Source organism: Cyanothece sp. BG0011, from assembly GCF_003013815.1.
Taxonomy (GTDB): Bacteria; Cyanobacteriota; Cyanobacteriia; order Cyanobacteriales; family Microcystaceae; genus Crocosphaera.
The window spans coordinates 1-20195 of record NZ_PRLH01000063.1 but is presented as its reverse complement, the minus strand read 5'-3'; the positions used below and the strand labels follow the sequence as shown (position 1 = coordinate 20195).

General features: G+C 40.7%; 17 protein-coding genes and 2 pseudogenes. 15 read left to right on the top strand and 4 right to left on the bottom strand.

Annotated features, from left to right (window positions below; translation table 11 throughout):
- From C4E06_RS09265 to C4E06_RS09220, 10 genes and pseudogenes are all read left to right on the top strand, one after another.
- Positions 1-774 (top strand): glutamate ligase domain-containing protein (locus tag C4E06_RS09265; protein ID WP_304529249.1); only part of this gene is annotated, 774 nt, incomplete at its 5' end.
- A gap of 363 nt (positions 775-1137) precedes the next feature.
- Positions 1138-2931, top strand: coding sequence for a signal peptide peptidase SppA (gene sppA, locus C4E06_RS09260; protein WP_107667818.1), 1794 nt, complete (start codon positions 1138-1140; stop codon positions 2929-2931).
- Between the two features lie 132 nt (positions 2932-3063).
- The gene (locus C4E06_RS09255; RefSeq protein ID WP_107667817.1) at positions 3064-3471 is read left to right on the top strand and encodes a TrkA family potassium uptake protein; all 408 of its coding nucleotides are present in this window, start codon (positions 3064-3066) and stop codon (positions 3469-3471) included.
- A 19-nt stretch (positions 3472-3490) separates the two neighbouring features.
- The gene (locus C4E06_RS09250; RefSeq protein WP_107667816.1) at positions 3491-4978 is read left to right on the top strand and encodes a TrkH family potassium uptake protein; all 1488 of its coding nucleotides are present in this window, start codon (positions 3491-3493) and stop codon (positions 4976-4978) included.
- A gap of 34 nt (positions 4979-5012) precedes the next feature.
- Positions 5013-6155, top strand: coding sequence for a DNA replication/repair protein RecF (recF, locus tag C4E06_RS09245; protein ID WP_107667815.1), 1143 nt, complete (start codon positions 5013-5015; stop codon positions 6153-6155).
- 286 nt (positions 6156-6441) lie between these two features.
- A complete protein-coding gene (locus C4E06_RS09240) occupies positions 6442-7029 on the top strand; it encodes a cell division protein SepF (protein ID WP_107667814.1) in 588 nt (195 codons plus the stop codon).
- A gap of 173 nt (positions 7030-7202) precedes the next feature.
- Entirely contained in the window at positions 7203-8009 is an 807-nt protein-coding gene (proC, locus tag C4E06_RS09235; RefSeq protein WP_107667813.1) for a pyrroline-5-carboxylate reductase, read from the top strand.
- Between the two features lie 243 nt (positions 8010-8252).
- Positions 8253-8975, top strand: coding sequence for a DNA/RNA nuclease SfsA (gene sfsA, locus C4E06_RS09230; RefSeq protein ID WP_107667812.1), 723 nt, complete (start codon positions 8253-8255; stop codon positions 8973-8975).
- Positions 8976-9104: 129 nt separating this feature from the next.
- A complete protein-coding gene (locus tag C4E06_RS09225; RefSeq protein ID WP_107667811.1) occupies positions 9105-10148 on the top strand; it encodes an alpha/beta hydrolase in 1044 nt (347 codons plus the stop codon).
- A 160-nt stretch (positions 10149-10308) separates the two neighbouring features.
- Positions 10309-10542: pseudogene (locus C4E06_RS09220) on the top strand (fatty acid desaturase); the annotation flags it as partial.
- Here the strand turns inward: C4E06_RS09220 and C4E06_RS09215 are convergent.
- Positions 10529-12177 (bottom strand): annotated as a pseudogene (locus C4E06_RS09215) (ABC transporter substrate-binding protein). The pseudogenes C4E06_RS09220 and C4E06_RS09215 sit on opposite strands and share 14 nt — an antisense overlap.
- Positions 12178-12247: 70 nt before the next feature.
- Positions 12248-12877, bottom strand: a complete 630-nt coding sequence (locus C4E06_RS09210) for a Uma2 family endonuclease (RefSeq protein ID WP_107667809.1) — start codon at positions 12875-12877, stop codon at positions 12248-12250.
- 107 nt (positions 12878-12984) lie between these two features.
- Here C4E06_RS09210 and C4E06_RS09205 point away from each other — a divergent pair, with 107 nt between their 5' ends.
- From C4E06_RS09205 to psbU, 5 genes are all read left to right on the top strand, one after another.
- On the top strand, positions 12985-13311 hold the full coding sequence (locus C4E06_RS09205) for a hypothetical protein (protein WP_107667808.1): 327 nt from the start codon (positions 12985-12987) through the stop codon (positions 13309-13311).
- 2 nt (positions 13312-13313) lie between these two features.
- On the top strand, positions 13314-14078 hold the full coding sequence (locus tag C4E06_RS09200) for a tetratricopeptide repeat protein (protein WP_107667807.1): 765 nt from the start codon (positions 13314-13316) through the stop codon (positions 14076-14078).
- Positions 14079-14403: 325 nt separating this feature from the next.
- Positions 14404-15348, top strand: coding sequence for a GTPase Era (gene era / locus C4E06_RS09195; protein WP_107667806.1), 945 nt, complete (start codon positions 14404-14406; stop codon positions 15346-15348).
- Between the two features lie 82 nt (positions 15349-15430).
- Positions 15431-18691, top strand: coding sequence for a hybrid sensor histidine kinase/response regulator (locus C4E06_RS09190; protein ID WP_107667805.1), 3261 nt, complete (start codon positions 15431-15433; stop codon positions 18689-18691).
- A 214-nt stretch (positions 18692-18905) separates the two neighbouring features.
- Positions 18906-19274, top strand: coding sequence for a photosystem II complex extrinsic protein PsbU (gene psbU / locus C4E06_RS09185; protein WP_107667804.1), 369 nt, complete (start codon positions 18906-18908; stop codon positions 19272-19274).
- Positions 19275-19330: 56 nt separating this feature from the next.
- Here the strand turns inward: psbU and C4E06_RS09180 are convergent, their stop codons facing one another.
- Positions 19331-19936 carry a class I SAM-dependent methyltransferase gene (locus tag C4E06_RS09180; RefSeq protein ID WP_107667803.1) on the bottom strand — a complete coding sequence of 202 codons (606 nt, stop codon included), beginning with the start codon at positions 19934-19936 and terminating at the stop codon, positions 19331-19333.
- An 8-nt stretch (positions 19937-19944) separates the two neighbouring features.
- Positions 19945-20195 (bottom strand): TerD family protein (locus C4E06_RS09175; RefSeq protein ID WP_198648456.1); only part of this gene is annotated, 251 nt, incomplete at its 5' end.

Sequence of the window (20195 nt, the reverse complement as noted above, 5' to 3'; positions counted from 1 at the left end):
GTTCTTAACGCCGATGATCCTCTGGTAGCTGCTATGGCTGAACAGGTGAAAGGCAAAGTGGCTTACTTTTCCATGGACCCGAATAATGAAATTCTCCAAAATCACCTACGACGGGATGGCATGGCCGCCGTCTATGAAAACGGTTATATCTCTATCTTAGAAGGACAATTTACCCTGAGAATCGAAGAAGCGGTTAATGTGCCGATGACCATGAAAGGCATGGCCCCCTTTATGATCGCCAACGCCTTAGCCGCTTGTTTGGCCGCCTTCTGTCAAGGGGTCGATATCGAAGACATTCGCCAAGGGGTGAGAACCTTTAAAGCCTCTGCTAATCAAACCCCAGGCCGCATGAATCTCTTTAATTTAGGAGATTATCACGCTTTAGTGGATTATGCCCATAACCCCGCCGGTTACGAAGCCGTCGGAGAGTTTGTTAAGAACTGGAAAGGACAACGGTTAGGGGTGGTTGGCGGACCCGGCGATCGCAGGGATGAAGATTTAGTGCTACTCGGTAAAATCGCTGCCAAGGTGTTTGATCGCATTCTCGTTAAAGAAGATGACGACAAACGGGGACGGCCCCGAGGAGAAGCCGCCGATTTAATTATTGACGGCATTCTCAGCGAGAACGAAAAAGCAGATTATCAAGCCATTTTAGATGAGACAGAAGCCATCGAATACGGCTTAGATAAGGTGGATAAAGACGGGTTAGTGGTTATCTTCCCGGAAAGCGTTACTAGGGCTATTTCATTGATTAATAAACGTAACCCCATCTAAACCAGCAACTAGACAATCAACATCATTAGGAAGTGGGGTCTAGCGATCGCACTTCCTAAAATTTTGTCTACTGACATCTTGCACGCCTTACATAACAACTAAACAACAAACTGGAGAAAATTAATTCTCCAGTAGTTACAGTCAAAAACAAACACTATTGCCACCCTCTCTAACCCCCCCTACCCCCTAACCCCCCCTGCCCCCCTTATAAAGGGGGGTGTGGGGGGTGTGGGGGGTGTGGGTTTATCAAAGGTGCAAGATATGAGTTAAAGCCTTGTTTAAAATTGTTCTATAATAGTTAGTATTATCCCAGTCTTTGGAAAGGTAATATTACTAAAAAAGACTTTATTTTTGATAGATTCAATGATCAACTTTTTAAAACAAACCCTAGCCAGTGTTATTGGAACCTTAGCAGGATTATTTTTATTTACAACCTTTGGTATTAGTAGTGTCGTTATATTATTAATTACGTTAGCAAGTGTCGAGACTGAACCCGTCCTAAAAAACAACTCAGTTTTAGTTTTGGATCTGTCTACAAAAATTCAAGATAGGGAACCTTTAGTTAATATTCAGGACATATTATCAGCTAAAGATCAATCGGTTTTGACGTTAAATCAAGTGATTAAAAATATTGAAAAAGCCAGCAAAGATGATCGCATCAAAGCCATTTTTTTGGACGGAAGTAACGCTGATAATGGCAGTGGTTATGCCAATTCTTCAGAGATTAGACAAGCCTTAAAAAAATTCAAAGAAAGTGGTAAAAAAATCATCGCCTATGATGTTACTGTTAGTGAACAAGAATATTATTTAACCTCATTAGCTGATACATTAATTGTCAATCCTATGGGGGTAATGGAACTCAATGGCATCGGCACAGAACCCTTATTTTGGACAGGGGCATTAGATAAATATGGCATCGGGGTTCAAGTGGTCAGAGTGGGAGAATATAAAGGAGCCGTTGAACCTTATCTAAGAACTCAACTCAGTCCAGAAAATCGGCAACAATTAGAAGTTTTACTAAATAATATTTGGGATAATTATCTTCAAGAAGTGGGAGAAACTCGTCAAATAAGCCCCAATAATTTACAAAGAATTGCTGATAGCCAAGGCATTTTATATCCCCAGGAAGCGCAACAATTAAAATTAATTGATCAAGTTGATTATCGCAATAAAGCCGTTTCAATTTTAAAAGAAATTACCAATAATCAAGAAGAATCGTTAAGACAAGTTTCCTTTAGTAATTATGTCAATATACCAGTGACAGGAGTCACCGATAATAGTTCTAACAACAAAATTGCTGTTGTTTATCTAGAAGGGGCCATTGTCGATGGAGTCGGAACGAGAGAACAAGTAGGGGGAACTCGCTTTGCTCAACTACTGCGTAAAATTGGAGATAATGAACAAGTAAAAGCAGTAGTTATCCGCATCAATAGTCCAGGAGGAAGTGCCACCGGTTCCGACATTATTTTACGAGAAATTCAATTAATTCAAGAGAAAAAACCCGTAATTATTTCTATGGGTAATGTAGCAGCTTCTGGAGGCTATTGGATAGCCACAGGAGGGGAACATATTTTTGCCCAACCCAATACCATTACCGGATCAATTGGTGTATTTGGGGTTCTTTTAAATATCCAAGAAATTGCTAACAATAATGGTATTACTTGGGATGTTGTTAAAACAGCAAAATTTGCCGATTTAGGAACAGCAACCCGACCAAAAACAGAAGAAGAATTAGCCATTTATCAAAAATCAGTCAATCGAGTTTATGACTTGTTTCTAGAAAAAGTTGCTCAATCTCGTGATTTATCTAAAGAAAAAGTGGCTAACATTGCTCAAGGTAGAGTTTGGTCGGGAGACATGGCCAAAAAAATCGGTTTAGTAGATAGTTTTGGTGGTTTAGATGCAGCCATAGAATACGCAGCCAAACAAACAGACTTAGGGAAAGATTGGCAAATTCAAGAATATCCGACTAACCGAGGATTTGCAGAATTATTTATTAAAAAAACCTTAGATGAAGATATGAAAGTAACGCAAAATAATGTTGATCCCTTAACTCAAGAATTCCTCAAATTTCAAGAAGAATTAAAAGTGATTCAAAACTTTAACGATCCTAGGGGAATTTATTCCCTTCTTCCCTTTAATTGGGAATTACGTTAAGTCTTAAACTTTTAAAGATTGTTGATCAAGCAGCAGGTCTCATCACATAGAGAGAGAGAGTTTAAACTCAAAAAATAGTAAAATTATTAACCATCAAGAAAGCATTACACTATTTTCACGTTTAATGATCAAATGTATCTAATTATTGTTGGGGCGGGGGCTGTAACCAAGCAGCTAATTGCGATCGCCCAAGAACAAGGACACCAAGTTTCAGTGATCGAAAAGCAAGAAGACTATGCCAGAGACATCATGCGAGAATTTGATGTACAGGTATTTCATGCTGATATTTCCCAAGGAAAAATTCTCGAAGAAGCAGATGTTAAGCACGCCGATACGATTATTGCAACAACGAATGATGATTCGGTTAACTTGATGGCCATGATGCTAGGCAAACAGTATGAAATTGAAAATTTGATTACGATGTTACACGATAAAGAGCATCGCGCCATGTTTGAAAAATTGGGAGTACAGGTATTAAGCAATCCTGAAAAACTGATTGCTGAAAAACTTTTTGGTTTTCTGGATATAGATAATAAATAAAGTCAGACGTAGCAATTTTATGAAAACCATCTTGCGAGATATTGGCTTATTTCTTCACGTCCCTGGAATGATGGCATTGCTTTCTATACCTGTCTGTTTATTATCAAGCGAAACCTATGCTTTGATTCCTTTCCTCACCTGCGCTGCTGCTTCTTTAGGCATTGGTCAATTACTCTATCATTTTACCAACATCAAAATCAAAACCAGTAGTCGTATTCCCAATGCTATGGTAACAGCTGCCTTGGGCTGGTTTTTGTTACCTCTGTTTTGTGCAATTCCTATCTTAATGACAGCTAATGCCCCGAATCTTTCTCCTGATTTCTCAACAACCCTTTTAATGTTTCAAAACCCTTGGAATTGTATATTTGAAGCCTTTTCTGGTTTTACCAGTACCGGCTTATCCATGGCCTTGAACTATAATGAATTACCCCATACGATTCAATGGTGGCGATCGCTAATGGAGTGGGTAGGAGGGGTCGGGGTCATTGTTTTAGTCATATCCCTACTCGAACCTGCTACCGAACCTTATAAACTTTACAATGCTGAAGGCAGAAATCAAAGAATTGGTTTAACCCTCACGCAAACGGTCAAACATATTTGGTGGATTTATTTGATTTATACGATTGGCAGTGTTTTTCTGTTTCGGATGGTGGGGATGAGTTGGTGGGCTGCCCTCAATCATGGGATGACAGGCATTGCCACAGGGGGGTTTAGTGTTACCGAGAATAGTATCGCTAATTATGGCGTTGCGGTGAAATTAGCCGTTATTATCGTTATGATTTTGGGTGCCATTAGCTTTTCTGTTCACTATCAGTTTTTGCGTCGTCGTCAACTTTGTGCGTTTTGGTCAGATAATCAACATCAAGCCCTCTGGATTTTGTTATTGGGAGGAACGTTATTACTTTGGGGGTTTAATCGTTTGGCGTTTAGACATATTCCTTTTCTCGATATCCTATTTCAATGGACTTCTGCTTTAAGTACCTGTGGTTTTGGCACAGTTTCCGTGAAATCTTGGGATGGGGGTGCAAAATTGCTGATGACTCTCATCATGTTGATTGGTGGGGCAGCCGGTTCGACAGCAGGCGGAATTAAATTGAGTCGTTTTGTAACGGTTGTCAAAGCGGTTATTTGGCGTTTTCGGCGCATTGCACTATTACCCCACGAAATGATGTGTTATGAGCTTGATGGGAAGATTTTAAAAGAATCTGAGGCAAATCGTCGTGTCGAAGCTGCTGCGGTTTTAGCTTTTTTATGGTTAAGTGTCGTCGTTGGTGGTATTTTTATTTTGCAATATCTTAAATTACCAACCTACGATTTAATTGATGTCATTTTTGAAGTGGCCTCAGCAACCAGTGGTGTGGGACTATCAACGGGTATTACTCATCCGGATCTTCCCTGGTTGGGTAAACTGACGTTAATTTGTCTAATGTGGATTGGACGTTTAGAGATTATTCCTGTACTTTTATTGTTGTCTTTACCGATTAAAACGTTAACAAATTGGAAATAAATCGTCAAAAAAAAATACGAGTTAGGATCAGAAAATGTACTTGAAAAATATTCATTTATATGCTTTTCGCAATTATGAGGAGCAAAGTCTGAAGTTACAATCACAAAAGACAATTTTATTAGGAAATAATGCCCAAGGAAAGTCTAATTTACTCGAAGCAGTGGAATTATTAGCCACCTTAAAAAGTCATCGAACCAACCGCGATCGCGATTTAATTTTAGAAGGGAAAAAAACAGGACAGATTTTAGGAACCGTAGAACGGACCTATGGAGAATCAGAACTCGGCATTACCTTGCGTTCCCCAGGGAGACGGAGTTTAACCTTAAACCATGAAAACTTGCGCCGTCATTTAGAATTTTTAGGTCATATTAATGCCGTTGAATTCTCCTGTTTAGACTTAGACTTAGTCAGAGGATCACCAGAAACCCGTCGCAGTTGGTTAGATACCCTGTTAATCCAACTAGAACCCGTTTATGCCAGTATTATTCATCAATATTATAAAATTTTACGACAACGAAATGCCCTATTAAAAGTGATTCGTAAAACCGTAGAAGAGCAAGAAAATACCCCTAACTTATCAGCAGAAATGTCACAATTAAAAGTATGGGATCAACAGTTAGCTGAAGCCGGAACCCGAGTGACTCGACGACGATATCGCGTTATCGAAAGAATCACCCCACTCGCTCAAAAATGGCATCAAGAAATTAGTAGCGGAACAGAAAATTTAGCAATTCACTATTTACCCAACATTCAAATTGACAACGAACAACCCCAACAAGTTCAACAAGCCTTTTTAGATAAAATAGAACAGCGTCGCATGGCCGAGCAACAACTGGCCACCACTGTCGTCGGACCCCATCGAGATGACGTAGAATTCAATATTAATGGGACTCCTGCCAAATCCTACGGTTCTCAAGGACAACAAAGAACCCTGGTATTAGCCATTAAATTAGCAGAATTACAATTGATCGAAGATGTTATCGGAGAACCCCCTTTACTGCTCTTAGACGACGTTTTAGCCGAACTTGACCCCAACCGCCAAAATCAACTATTAGAGGTGATACAAGGGCGGTTTCAAACCCTCATCACCACCACCTATTTACACTCATTTGATGCCCAATGGTTAAACTCCTCTCAAATTATGAAAGTGGAAGGGGGCAAAATTGCTCAATTGTAACCCTGATCCATAGAGATATTTTTATGCAAAGAATAAGATTATTTTTTGGGAACATCTGGCAACGAAGTAACGACTAGATGAGAAAGCTGCAAAAACCCTGAAAGAGGAACGGTGAACTTTTTTATAAAGTAGCCATAACCCTATACTTTAAAGGAACCTGGGCAAAAAACAGCCAAAGATGGGATGTATTTTTCCCACAATTTTATTAAGATAAGAAGCTAAAAAAGCTATCTAGTATCAGACCTCCTCTCCTTAAAAACGCTTTGTAAATCAGTGAGATGTCAAAATGATTTTAGATAAACTCAAACGCTGGGCCATTACCGAACCCATTGAAGACGATGTTGAATACGATGACCCCAACTATATCGAAATTGATGGCAACTCAGACTTTGAGATGGAAGAACCAGAGATGAATGCTTCCCCTCAACCCGAACCCGAACCCCGTCCCTGGGCGAAACCTATGGGATCAAATATCAATCCAGAACTGAACATGAGAAACAATAAAGGTAATGTTGTCCCTATGCCTGGAATTAATAATATTGCTGAAGTGGTTGTGGTCGAACCCCATTCCTTCGACGAAATGCCCCAAGTCATCCAAACCCTTCGTGAGCGCAAATCTGTGGTTCTCAACCTCAATGTGATGGAACCAGAAGAAGCCCAACGGGCCGTAGATTTTGTGGCCGGTGGAACCTACGCCATTGATGGTCATCAAGAACGCATCGGCGAAAGCATCTTTCTATTTACTCCCAACTGTGTCAAGGTGAGCAACCTTTCTGGTACCGTTCACGATGTCCCTGACATTCCGATTAACCCTTCCCGTAACCCTTCTCCTGTGGCAAACTGGGGCGCAGAGGTTAATCGTTTAGTTCAGTAATTTTTCGAGTCAAGCTTCTCGTTATGGCGCGCAAAGCAAGGCAAGAGGCAAGAGGCAAGAGGCAGCAGTAGAACTTTTAGCTTTTTGTCATGTCGGCACTCTATGCTTCAATTGCCATAACAGTTATGCTAGAAGCTTAGTCCTTTTTTTGACAACTTTACCATTGAAGACTTGTGTCTATTAGACTAGGTATCATTGGAGGCGGCGTGATGGCAGAAGCAATACTCACCCGTCTTTTAGCATCGCAACTTTATTCGGGCAATACGGTATTAATCAGTGAACCCCAACCCTCCAGAAGAGACGTTTTGGCTCAAACCTATGGCGTGGGTGTGACTGACAATAATCAAGACACCTTACAAGCCACAGAAGCCCTCTTATTAGCTGTCAAACCCCAAATTTTAGATAAGGTGACCCCTCAGTTACGTTTAGACTCAGTGGACCATTATCCCTTAATTCTGTCCATCTTGGCCGGAACCCCTTTAAACCGCTTAGAAAACGCCTTTGCCAACTTTCCTGTTATTCGCGTGATGCCGAATACCCCTGCAACAGTGGGGGAAGCCATGACAGCGATCGCAGCCGGGACTCACGTTAAACCCTCTCATCTAACGTTAGCCACGTCTATCTTTGAGGCAGTGGGGGAAGTGGTAGAGGTTCCTGAATCACTAATGGATGGGGTGACAGGGTTATCCGGATCGGGTCCGGCCTTTGTAGCCTTGATGATTGAGGCGTTATCCGATGGTGGGGTGGCTTCTGGGTTGCCCAGAGCGATCGCCACTAAACTCGCCATACAGACTGTTTTAGGCACCGCTACGTTAATGAAAGAAACAGGGTTGCACCCCGGTCAGTTAAAGGATAATGTCACCAGTCCCGGAGGAACCACCATTGCAGGGGTGGCCAAGTTAGAAGAAAAAGGCTTTCGTTCGGCGGTGATCGAAGCGGTGAAGGCGGCTTATCGGCGATCGCAAGAGTTAGGCAAATAAGTAGATCACGAAGATCCTAGTTAAAATTGTGGGGGAGCTTCGGAGACCGGAGCAGGGGAGATAAAAATAAAACTAAACTAATTTAAAAGTTATAATGATTGAGCTTAAAACTTTTAAAGCCAAAATCAATCGAAAGAAAAACTTATTGTCTGTATTTAACTAAAATACTCTCCTTGCTCCCCTTCCCCCTGCTCCCCTGCAACCTTTTATAGGTAAGTTTTTGATCGACTGAAAAATAAATCTATGGACACTGATTTGATTTATACTTATCCCCCTTTAATTCCCGGTATTCTTAAGAAACGATATAAACGTTTTTTAGCGGATATTGAATTAGAATCAGGGGAAATGATTACGGCACATTGTGCTAATACTGGCCCAATGATCGGGGTATGTGATGCAGAGAGTCGGGTTTATGTTTCTAAAAGTAATAATCCTAAGCGAAAGTTAGCTTATAGTTGGGAATTAATTGAAGTCAATCATACCTGGGTAGGAATTAATACTGCTTTACCCAATCGTGTTATTAAACAGATTTTAGAACAAGAACAGTTACTGCCCTTAAAAGGAAAATATAATAAAGTTCGTTCAGAAGTTCCCTATGGAAAAGATAAAAAAAGTAGAATTGATTTTGTTTTAACCAGTGAATCTGAACCGAAACCGATTTATTTAGAAGTCAAAAATACCACCTTAGCTAAAGATAATATTGCCCTATTTCCTGATACCGTTACCACTCGTGGTCAAAAACATTTACAGGAATTAATGGATATATTACCTGATGCTCAACCGATGATGTTATATTTTATTAATCGCGGAGATTGCGATCGCTTTTCTCCTGGGTATGATTATGATCCAGGGTATGGAAAATTGTTTCGTGAAGCTGTAGAAAAAGGGGTGGAAATTTTACCTTGTCGCTTTGACATTACCCCTCAAGGCATTCGTTATTTAGGATTAGCCGAATTAGTCAATTAGTTCTTAATATTTAATCGGTCTAGGTTGAAAAGAGTAGCCTCTGGAAAAATAATACAAATTATGTCTACAGGGTTGTTATTTGTCTAGATATTGGGACGATTCAGATAATGAGCTTGACAAAAATTGGCTATGACTAAAATATACTTTGCAACGAATCGCAATCTTCTTAACGAAGAAAACGGCGACTTTGGTAGTAACTTCAGTGACGATGGACTAGCTAACTTACGCTTTGGACAAGCTGAAGTCACAGGAGAGGATTTTGATCAATATCAAATCCAACTCGCACCAGAAAACCTCTTTGCTGATCCCCCAGTGTTAGGGAGTCAAACGATTTTACAACAAGTGTCTCAAGAGATGAGAGAAAAAGGAGAAGATACCCTAATCTTCATTCATGGTTATAACACCAGTTTTCAACAAGGTTTAACCGCAGCAGCTAAACTACATCAGGTACTCACCAGTAACGCTCCTGGCAATTTTCAACCCCCTCTAAAATTGAATATCTGTTTATTTTCTTGGCCTTCTGATGGTTCATTCTTACAAGGTGATCCCAATGGAGTTAATCGGATCGCTTATCGAAACGATCGCTTAGATGCGGCCGCCTCTGGGCCAGCTTTTGCGCGATCCTTTCTCAAAGTCGCTGACTTTATCAAGGGGTTAGATACCCGATGTGAAAAAAAACTCCATCTTCTTGCTCATAGTATGGGTAATTATGTCCTGCGCTTTGCCTTACAAGAATTAAAAAATCAAGTTGGCGATCGCTTACCGAGACTATTCGATCAAATTCTAATGATGGCTGCCGACGAAGACGACGACGCTTTTGATCTCCAAGAAAAATTGTTTGAGCTGCCACGGATCACCCGTCGTACCAGTATTTATTTTAATCGAGAGGATCTCGCTTTATGGGCCAGCGATCGCTTTAAAGGGAATCCTCCTCGTCTGGGTACCGATGGACCGATTAAACCTCGACAACTGCCTCGTAATGTTTATCCCATTGACTGTACTCGGGTGATTTCCCGTTTTACCGATCCCTCTGAACACAGCTATTATATGAATGTACCTCGCGTCGTTACGGATATGCGTTTTGTCTTGCAAGATGAAATTCCTGATGAAATTCCCGGACGAAAATATATCCCTGAAACGAATCGCTATCGATTACTCGAAACCTTGACGTAACGTTAATTTTTGCAGAGGATTCCTATGGGGCAAAATGTTGCTTATGATCATTCTGTGATTGATGATCTCAGAAAGGTGATCTTACCGCTAACAACCGTTAATCCTTGGATGGGATTGTTTCGTTTTTCCTTATTAGGAATCCTATCAATTAACTCAATTATATGCTGCTCGTAATATTTTAGTACCTAATTGGGTTCAATGGTGCATGGGAGGATTACCTTATCATAGCGTTCATCATGCTTTTCCTAATATTCCTTTTAACCAGTTACCTGAAGCCTTTGATAAGATTCAATTAGTCCTAAAAAAACACCATTATCCTGAGATCAAAAAGGATAATGGTTATCTGCGTACCGCTTGGCGGTTAAGTCGTCAACCCTCTGTTATTGACGTTTAATTGTCCAAAAGGGAAAGGTTTGACTCGGATTAATCCTTACCCCATTAATATTATTTTGAGCAAAAGCGTATTCTTTGGTTTGCCAAAGGGGAATATAAGGCACATCTTCGGCCAAAATTTCTTGAATTTGAGCAAAAATTTCTTGTCGTTTTTGGGGATCGGATTCCTGTCTTTGTTGAGCAATTAATTGATTAACGTCTTGATTGTAATAAAACGATCCTTGACTTTGAGAACCCCCTTCAATACAGCCTTCTTCTGGTGAACCTTTGGCACAATAAAGAAACGGATAAATATAGTTATCCGCATCTAAAAAGTCAGGATACCAACTGGACAAAGTGGACTGATATAACCCTTGACTTAAATTTTTAAAGAAAGCAGCCGAAGCAATACTATTGGGGACAAATTGTAACATTCCCTCTAAGTCTCGTTCCGCTAAACTCTTGAGAATCGCAGCCACTTGACTCGAATTAACCGAACCCGAAGAATGCCAAATTTCTACCGTAGCCGGGTTCTCAGCCGAAAAACCAGCCTCTTGTAGGAGTTGTTTAGCGGCTTGTTTATCATTATCCCCATAACGTTCTTGAAACACTGGTTTAGAGGCATCAAAGGCCACAGGAATCATACTATAAAGGGGTTCTCCTTGGCCTTTGAGAATGCGTTCGTTGAGAAGTTGGCGATCAATAACAGAAGCGATCGCTTGTCGGACGGGTTTCTGTTGAACAAATTCGCTCTGCACATTCAAGGCCATGAAAGCAATGGCCGTCCCTGGGTTTTCGATCACCTGGCCCTTGCCTGAGTCTGCCTCTTGTTGTAATTGTAGAACTTGTTCCGGGGTCAACGACTGATAAGCCACATCCACGGCCTGAGTCCGAAAGGCATTGAAGAGGTTAGCCGGGTTCGTGGGATAAATTTGTAAATCAATCCCCTTATTTTGGGGAGTTTCTCCCCAATAATTCTCAAAAACGTCTAATTGTACCGAGTCGCTACTAAAATTATTCAGTTTGTATGGACCAGTCCCCACTAAATTATCTGGGATAAACTTACCTTCTCCAATTTGATAAGCTTGAGGAGACACTGCACAAGCCCCAGGAAAGGCGAGAAGGGACGGAAAAGCAGAAAAAGGTTGTTTGAGGGTGATGGTTAACTCGTACTCTCCAGTGGCTTCTACGGTGTCGATGGTATCCGCTAATAAGAAAGAGGGTTTACCCCCATTATTCATAAACCGTTCCAAGGAAAAGGCCATGGCCTCAGCATTAAACGGGGTATCGTCGTGGAAGGTTACCCCTTCTCGTAGGGGAATGGTATAAGTTAGACCATCATCACTAACCCTAGGCATTTCTGTGGCGAGTTGGGGGTTAAGGTGGTGGTTCCCAGTTCGTAGGTGTAGAGGGTATCACTGAGATTATAGATGACCGTGAGTCCGGACATTTCGTAACTATCCGCCGGGTCAATGGTACGAGGTTGGGCCGTGGTTCCGATGGTAATGCGATCGCCGGTGGTTGTCGCTGTAGGAGAAGGTGTGGTGTCTGGTTGTTGGTTACAGGCCACTGTTAAGAGAAAACAGAAGCTAAATAGGGTTATAAATTTTGTTAGTTGGCGTAGTCGCTTCCAAGGCCAAAACCCGTTAATCATCATCATCTAGTGTTTTCTGGTGAATGCTCTTTTTTCATGACTGATGATTTGGTCATAAGGTTTCTCTTTAAGGCTATTTATTAAGGTTCAACCATTGACGAAACTCCCGAATTAGGGCGTTTTCTCCTATTTTCCCCCTTTTTTTCAGGAAGGTTAAAATGACTGATTTAGATAAAATTGGCAAAACTTGAGAGCAATCTTGGTCTTGATAACCTTCTTCTTTTAAAGCATAAATGAACAAATCTTGACCATCAAATCGCCATATTTCTTTAATTCCCAAGGACTCGTATATTGTTAAACGATTTAAAGAACTGCTAGTGATATCAATTTCTATGGCTAAATTGGGTGGTGGATCAACTGTAAAATCAAAATTAACTTTATCTCTAATTAAGGTTTCATTGTTTATATAATAACACTCGTCAGGTTCAATCCCTTTTTGTAAATCTTCTCGACTTAAAGTGGTTGAACCAAGACTTAATATTTCTAATCCTAATACTTCTGTTGTGGTTTGTACCAGTCTGCCTAAAAAACCTTTATTAATTTCATGTTCTGGTAAAGGAGTCATAATTTCTAAGGTTCCTTGGTCATAACTTAATTTTCTACTAGGATTTTCTGCTAAATCTATAGCTAATCCTTGATAAGTTTTCCAGGTTATTCCTGTTAATATAGTTGTGTTTTTTGATTTTAGTAAGGTTTGATTCATGGTTTCTGAGGAATCCTTGTGAAAGAAATAGTTAACTTAATCTAACTGTTTTTTATAGTTATAATGACATTATAAAAGATGACAAGGGTATAAAGTCCCCAAAAACCATGACTGAACGAGAATTTGAAACCATTATCAACAAATTAGACAATTTAGATAGACGACTGAGTCATTTGGAAAATAAAGTCGATCAAGATAATAGACTCTTATCAGAAAGAATTGATTTATATCGCCAAACCTCAGAAACTCAAATTAATTCTATTCGGGTAGAAATGAAAGCTTTCCAGGTAGCTAATCAACAACAAATAGAAGGAAATAGACAGCAAATCGAAGCGTTTCAAGAAGCCAATAAGCAACAGTTAAATGTATCTTTAGGGGGATTAGTTACTGCTGCGCCTGCTATTTTAGCCAGTGTTGTGTTAGGAATGCAATAATTATGACTCAATATAAAGTTGATTATCTTCTCCTTTTGTCTGTTATTATTCCTCTCTCAATTAGTTGTCAACATAATCCTTCATCTTCCTCTATAGAGTCTTCTCCTGAGATAATTTCTTCTCCGACTCCTCCTATTCCAGTTGTGTCTGCTGAAGACAAGAAAAAAGCAGCTAATCTAAGACAAATTGGCTTACAATATCGTCAACAAGGACAAATACAAAAAGCCATTAATTCTCTCCAAGAATCCGTTAATCTTGACCCACAAAATTTATCTGGTTTAGTGGTTTTAGGATGGACTTATCATTTAAACCAGCAAGGAAATAGGGCAACCGAAACCCTAAAAAATGCTTTGAAAGTGGATAAAAATCATGTCCCTGCGTTGAATGCTTTGGGAATTGTTTATTTAGTTAATAATGATTTAGATAAAGCAGTGGAAATCCATAATAAAGCCATCGATTTAAAACCAGATAACGAAATTGCTCACTATAATTTGAGTTTAGCTTACCATCGTTTACAACAACCTGAACAAGCAGAAATTCACGGAGAAAAAGCCACCGAACTCGAACCTAATAATCCTCATCCTTGGGTAGCATTAGCTTTAGTTTATCAGCAAAAAAGTGATTTAGATTTAGCAATTAAAACTTATAAAAAAGCTATGGTCTTAGATAGCCGTTATGGTCAAATTGAATTTTTAAATCATTTAGAACAAGCAGGATTTAGTCAAGAGCAAATAGAAAAAACTAAAAATATCTTAATGAATATTTGATTAAAATAGTAGCTCAATTAAATATTAATACTATCTCCTGTAAAAAGCAGTTACTAATGATTAATGTTTGGTCACTGATCACTGGTCACTGTTAACTGACATCTTGCACGCCTTACATAAAAATTAAACAAAAAACTAGAGAAAATTAATTCTCAAGTAGTTACGATCAAAAACAAACACGATTGCGCTCCCCCCTTGCCCCCCTTATTAAGGAGGGAGTGAGAGGGGGGTCTCTCTAAACTAGCTAATTTAATCGAAGGTGGAAGATATAAGTTAACGGTAATTCTTGCTATTATAAAAATAATCAACTCAAAGTCATTTACGAATGAACGATAATCTACACTTAAGCAATTTATCAACTATTCCCACTGCACCAGAAGGGTTTAAATCGGGATTTGTGGGAATCATTGGCCGCCCCAACGTGGGAAAATCCACCCTTATGAATCAATTAATAGGTCAAAAAATAGCCATTACTTCTCCCATTTCCCAAACCACTCGTAACCGACTGCGGGGAATTTTAACCACCGAAAAAGCCCAGATCATTTTTGTTGACACCCCAGGAATACATAAACCTCATCATACCCTAGGAAAAATTATTGTTAAAAACGCAAAAACTGCCATTAATTCTGTTGATATTATCTTATTAGTCGTAGACAGTTCCGTCAAATCAGGAGGGGGCGATCGCTATATTATGGATCTGCTGAAAACTGTGAATCAGCCGGTCATTTTAGGGCTTAACAAACAAGATCAACAACCAGAAAATTATCAAGCAATAGACGAAAGTTATACCCATTTAATTCAAGACCATTCTTGGCCGGTGATTAAATTTTCTGCTCTAACAGGGGATGGTTTACAAACCTTACAAAAGACCTTAATTCAACAATTAGATCCAGGACCTTATTATTATCCCCCGGATCTGATTACCGATCAACCCGAACGGTTTATTATGGGAGAATTAATTAGAGAACAAATATTACAATTAACTCGGCAAGAAGTTCCCCACTCCGTAGCTGTTACCATCGAAAAAGTAGAAGAAACCCCGAAAATCACCAAAATTTTTGCAGCTATTAACGTTGAAAGAAACTCCCAAAAAGGGATCATCATTGGTCAAAAAGGAACGATGCTCAAAGCCATTGGAACAGCAGCCAGAGAACAAATTCAAAAATTAGTGGCAGGGGACGTTTATTTAAAACTGTTTGTTAAAGTCGAATCCCAATGGCGACAGTCGAACCTACGGTTAGCAGAATTTGGCTATCGAGTCGAAGAATAATCTTCATCAATTATAATTTCTGAGGAGAAACTGGGTACTCTAGGCCCAAGAGGCGCTCATTCCAAGCTGATAGGACCCAGTCATGAACAGTCGTTATTCTAACCCAGACCAATTTAGTGAAGAATTGTTTGATCAAGATATTGCCCAACTTTTTGAGGACTTGGGGGACGATTCAGGTTTGCCAGACTCTGAGGAAGAATTAGACGAATTAGCTAATTTATTTGAACAAGACTTATCAGTTACCGCTTCTATAGAAGCCTCTGATTCTTCGATGGATAGTTCTGTTTTATCTTCTTTGCCATCGGATGAAGAAATTAGCGATTTGTTTAACGATGAAATCACCTGGAACAACAATAATGATCATGAAGACGAAGAACTGGTAAACTTACTCAATGAAGCCTCAGAAGAAGGGGAAAATAATCACTCCGTCGGCAAGCAGGATGAGAGCTTTTTAAGCGATTTAACCTCTGCCTTTGAAGAATTTGCCGAAGAAGATGAGATGGGGCAACTACAGCAACTGTTAGGGACAGCAGACAAGAAGGAAGCCCTGTCACCCCTTTTATCCCTGTATCCCCCCGTAGACACCTTAGACTCATTGCTGGCACAAGAGGCTTCTCTTGCGACGGACGAGGGGTTAGATGAAGCAACGGTTGCTGAATTAGCGGCCTTGATTGCTGCGCCGGCTAAAGCAGAAACCGAAGCAGCTTCACCCCCTTCCCCCGAACCCCATCTGGTTACGGTTACACAAGGGTCGGATGTAGACATAGAAGATGATTTCAAAGACCTAGAAGCCCTCCTCGAACAAGCCGATCGCACCATGGGAGGGTCCCCCACCATAACCCAATCCCCAGGAAAACGCTTTGCTGGAGCCTCTGTAGCCCGTGCTACCAAAACCAAAGCCTTTGAACAAACCATGCGAGTTCCCATTAAACAACTCGATAACCTCAGTAACTTAATTGGGGAATTGGTGGTCAAACGGAACAGTTTAGAACAGGATCAAGAAAGACTCAGACAATTTTTAGATAATCTCCTTAACCAAGTCCATAATCTCAGTGACGTGGGGGGACGAATGCAAGATTTATATGAACGAACCCTACTGGAAGGGGCTTTACTTGCCACTCGGAACCAAACCCGTAGCGGACCGGCCAATATTTTAGAGAGTAACAACCAAGCCGTCAACCTAGATAAAAATGAGCAAGAGGGGGATTTAGATGCCCTAGAAATGGATCGCTTTACTGGCTTTCATTTACTCTCTCAAGAAATGATCGAACTGATTGTCAGGGTGCGAGAATCAGCCTCTGATATTCAATTTTTGGTCGATGAAACCGAACAAGTGGCCCGCAACCTGCGACAAGTGACCACTCAACTACAAGAAGGGATGACCAAATCTCGCATGGTTCCCTTTGCTAATACGGCCGATCGCTTGCCCCGTGCTATTCGTGAAATTTCGAGGAAATTACAAAAACAAGCCAAACTGCAAGTAGAAGGCCGAGACGTTCTCATCGATAAGATGATCTTAGAACAACTCTATGATCCCATGACCCACTTGGTGAATAATGCCATTACCCATGGGATTGAAGAACCCGAAGTCCGACAAAAACAGGGCAAACCCAACGAAGGCCGCATTCAGTTACGAGCGTTTCTCCAAGGAAACCAAACCGTGATCACCGTAGCCGACGATGGGGGTGGGATTGATGCGGACCGGGTGAAACGAAAAGCCATCGAAAAGGGTCTCATTAGCCCAGAAGAAGCTAAGATTCTTTCAGAAACAGAAATTTATGACTTTCTGTTCCATCCAGGGTTTAGTACCCGTGATAAAGCGGATGATTTTGCCGGCCGTGGGGTGGGTTTAGATGTGGTTCGCACCAGTTTACGGGACATTCGGGGATCGGTCACCATCGACTCAACTCGGGGCAAAGGAACCACGTTTACCATTCGTTTACCCCTTACCCTGAGTATTAGTAAAGCTCTGTGTTGCATTAGCGATCGCGCTCGCATTGCTTTTCCCATGGATGGGGTTGAAGATATGAAAGACTATCTCCCCAGGGATTTAATGGAGGACGAAACCGGACAACAATTTGTCTCTTGGAATGGTCAACGTTTGGCGGTGTATCCCCTCAAAGACCTCTTGTCCTATAATCGTCAACTGGGTCGCAGTAGCGTCTATGCCGGTAAACATGAAGATGATACGGTATCTTTAGTTATCTTGAGGGGTGCTGGTGCTTTACTGGCGGTACAGGTGGATCAGGTGATTGGAGAGCAAGAAATTGTTATTAAACAAATTGAAGGGCCGATTCCTAAACCGGCGGGTATTGCTGGGGCGACGGTACTCGGAGATGGTGCCATTATGCCCATTGGGGATGTGTTAGAGTTAATTGCGATCGCTCAAGGACGCTTACGCACCGATACCGGTAGTAGCATTTGGGACCAACAAGACTCCGCCTTTGAGACTTGGACAGGAGAACAAACTGAGCCAACGGTACTCATTGTCGATGATTCGATTACGGTGCGAGAATTGTTATCGTTGAGCTTTAGTAAGTCGGGATATCGAGTGGAACAGGCCCGAGATGGTCAAGAAGCTTGGGAAAAACTCCGCTCCGGGTTACCCTGTGATCTCGTCTTCTGTGATATTGAAATGCCCCGTATGAATGGGTTAGAGTTCTTATCTAATGTCCAAAAAGAAGAGAGTCTTTCTCGCTTACCGGTGGCTTTATTAACGTCTCGTGGTGCCGATCGCCATCGCAAGGTGGCAGCCAAACTCGGGGCAACGGCCTACTTCACCAAACCTTGTCCTGATCAAACTCTCTTAGATGCTGCCCAACGGATGTTGGCTGGAGAAATTTTATTAGCTGGTAGCAGCAAAAAGCCCATGGCCAAATCGTCACCGAAGGCTGATTCAAAAGCAACGGCAACGGACGGACAATCTTCTGCTACTGATAATAACACTGTGTTGATCATTGATGATTCGGTGATGGTCAGGGAAATGCTCTCAATGAGTTTTAGTAAAGCTGGCTATGAGGTAGAACAGGCGAGGGATGGTCAAGAAGCTTGGGAAAAATTACGGGGGGGTTTATCCTGTGGGTTAATCCTCTGTGATATTGAAATGCCGAGGATGACAGGGTTAGAGTTGTTATCTCGACTACAAGAAGATAAGCAACTTTCCCAGATTCCTATTGCCATGATTACTTCCCGTGGCGCGCAGAAAATGCAACGGATTGCAGCGGAACGAGGGGCAAAAGGCTATTTTGTCAAGCCTTATATTGAAGAGGTGTTACTCGATGCGGCTAAACGGTTAATGGCCGGGGAGGTGTTACTCGAAGTCAATAGTCTGGTTGAGCAGTAAGGACACAAATTAAGTTATGATAGTTCCTGAAGCAGTTTAAGATTTTCTAAAATTTTTCCGCACCAATGAAGAATAATCTTTCACCGAAGGTGCATAAAATACATTTGGCATGATATAACATTTTTAAATCTTATCTGCTGTGAGAGAAGCATGACCCGTTAAGGTGGTGCATTCTTGTGAGGGATCAATACACATTTTTAGGAGAATCATTGTAATGAAAACCATTGTTCGTCTGTTTGCTATCTTGATGGTACTGATCAGTTCCGTTGGCTTTGTGGGGTCTGCAGTTGCTGCTGAGTTAAACCCTGTCGATGCTAAGTTAACCACCGAATACGGTCAAAAAATTGACTTAAATAACGAAGATGTTCGCGGTTTCCGTCAACTTCGTGGGTTTTATCCCAACTTGGCCGCTAAAATCATCAAATATTCCCCTTATGACAGTGTAGAAGAAGTCTTAGACATTCCTGGACTCAGTGAAAGACAAAGACAGCGTTTAGAAGCGAATTTAGATAAGTTTGTGGTTACTCCTCCTTCTAATGAGTTAAATGAAGGTGGCGATCGCATTAACCCCGGTCTTTACTAAATCTTATCTCTAATGATAAGGCTTTAACCCACTTCTAAAAGAGGTGGGTTTTTTATTTATTCTTTAACAAAAATACTTAACATCACTCGTCCTAATAAATAATAATGACCTTGAGTTTTTAACCCTGCATTGTCTGCAAATGCTTCTCTTTGTTCAGCAGAATAAAAGTTAATTCCCCCAGGAGAAAAGGGAACGGAGTTGAGAGAATAAAGACGAATATAATCCACTAAATAAAATTTTCCCTCGGGTTTTAAAACACGACTCACTTCCTTAAATACCTGTTGTGGGTTGGGATAATGTAAAAAACTGATGGTGTTAAACACTGCATCAAATTGATTTTCTGCACAAGGAAGACTCTCTGCATTCCCTTGGGTAAAAATTAAACGGGGATGATGTTGATTTTTGTCCCTCGCTTGTTTTAACATTTCTGGGGATAAGTCCACTCCAATTCCTTGTAAATCAGGAAAGGTTAAGGCTAAGCGATTCAACAATCGACCGGTTCCACAGCCTAAATCTAACACATACGAGGGATGAGGTAAGGTGACATAAGATAATAATCGTTTGTGTAAGGATTGATAGAAAATAGTGGTAAAAATGATGTCGTAGTTAGGGGCCCACCGATCAAAAAAATAGGCTTTTTTCTCAAATATTTGTTCACTCATTGTCTCATTTAAAAATACTGATTGGTCATTTCTTGCAATCCATTAACTATCACTCCTTTTCCTACTGCTTCCATTTTCCATTCTTCCTCATCGCGGTAAAGTTCAGCTAAAATCATTCCTGTTTTTCCGTCATATTCTTCTCCTAAAAGACTGTAACGGGCGATTTCTTTATTGTTACTGAGATTCACTAAGCGAACAAAGGCGTTGTTAACTTGTCCAAAGCTTTGTTGTCGTTGTCTGGCTTTATAAATATTAACCA

Coding starts and splice junctions, on each gene's coding strand:
- sppA (WP_107667818.1), top strand. CDS start 1,138: ATGATCAACTTTTTAAAACAAACCCTAGCCAGTGTTATTGGAACCTTA.
- C4E06_RS09255 (WP_107667817.1), top strand. CDS start 3,064: ATGTATCTAATTATTGTTGGGGCGGGGGCTGTAACCAAGCAGCTAATT.
- C4E06_RS09250 (WP_107667816.1), top strand. CDS start 3,491: ATGAAAACCATCTTGCGAGATATTGGCTTATTTCTTCACGTCCCTGGA.
- recF (WP_107667815.1), top strand. CDS start 5,013: ATGTACTTGAAAAATATTCATTTATATGCTTTTCGCAATTATGAGGAG.
- C4E06_RS09240 (WP_107667814.1), top strand. CDS start 6,442: ATGATTTTAGATAAACTCAAACGCTGGGCCATTACCGAACCCATTGAA.
- sfsA (WP_107667812.1), top strand. CDS start 8,253: ATGGACACTGATTTGATTTATACTTATCCCCCTTTAATTCCCGGTATT.
- C4E06_RS09225 (WP_107667811.1), top strand. CDS start 9,105: ATGACTAAAATATACTTTGCAACGAATCGCAATCTTCTTAACGAAGAA.
- C4E06_RS09210 (WP_107667809.1), bottom strand. CDS start 12,877: ATGAATCAAACCTTACTAAAATCAAAAAACACAACTATATTAACAGGA.
- C4E06_RS09205 (WP_107667808.1), top strand. CDS start 12,985: ATGACTGAACGAGAATTTGAAACCATTATCAACAAATTAGACAATTTA.
- C4E06_RS09200 (WP_107667807.1), top strand. CDS start 13,314: ATGACTCAATATAAAGTTGATTATCTTCTCCTTTTGTCTGTTATTATT.
- era (WP_107667806.1), top strand. CDS start 14,404: ATGAACGATAATCTACACTTAAGCAATTTATCAACTATTCCCACTGCA.
- C4E06_RS09190 (WP_107667805.1), top strand. CDS start 15,431: ATGAACAGTCGTTATTCTAACCCAGACCAATTTAGTGAAGAATTGTTT.
- psbU (WP_107667804.1), top strand. CDS start 18,906: ATGAAAACCATTGTTCGTCTGTTTGCTATCTTGATGGTACTGATCAGT.
- C4E06_RS09180 (WP_107667803.1), bottom strand. CDS start 19,936: ATGAGTGAACAAATATTTGAGAAAAAAGCCTATTTTTTTGATCGGTGG.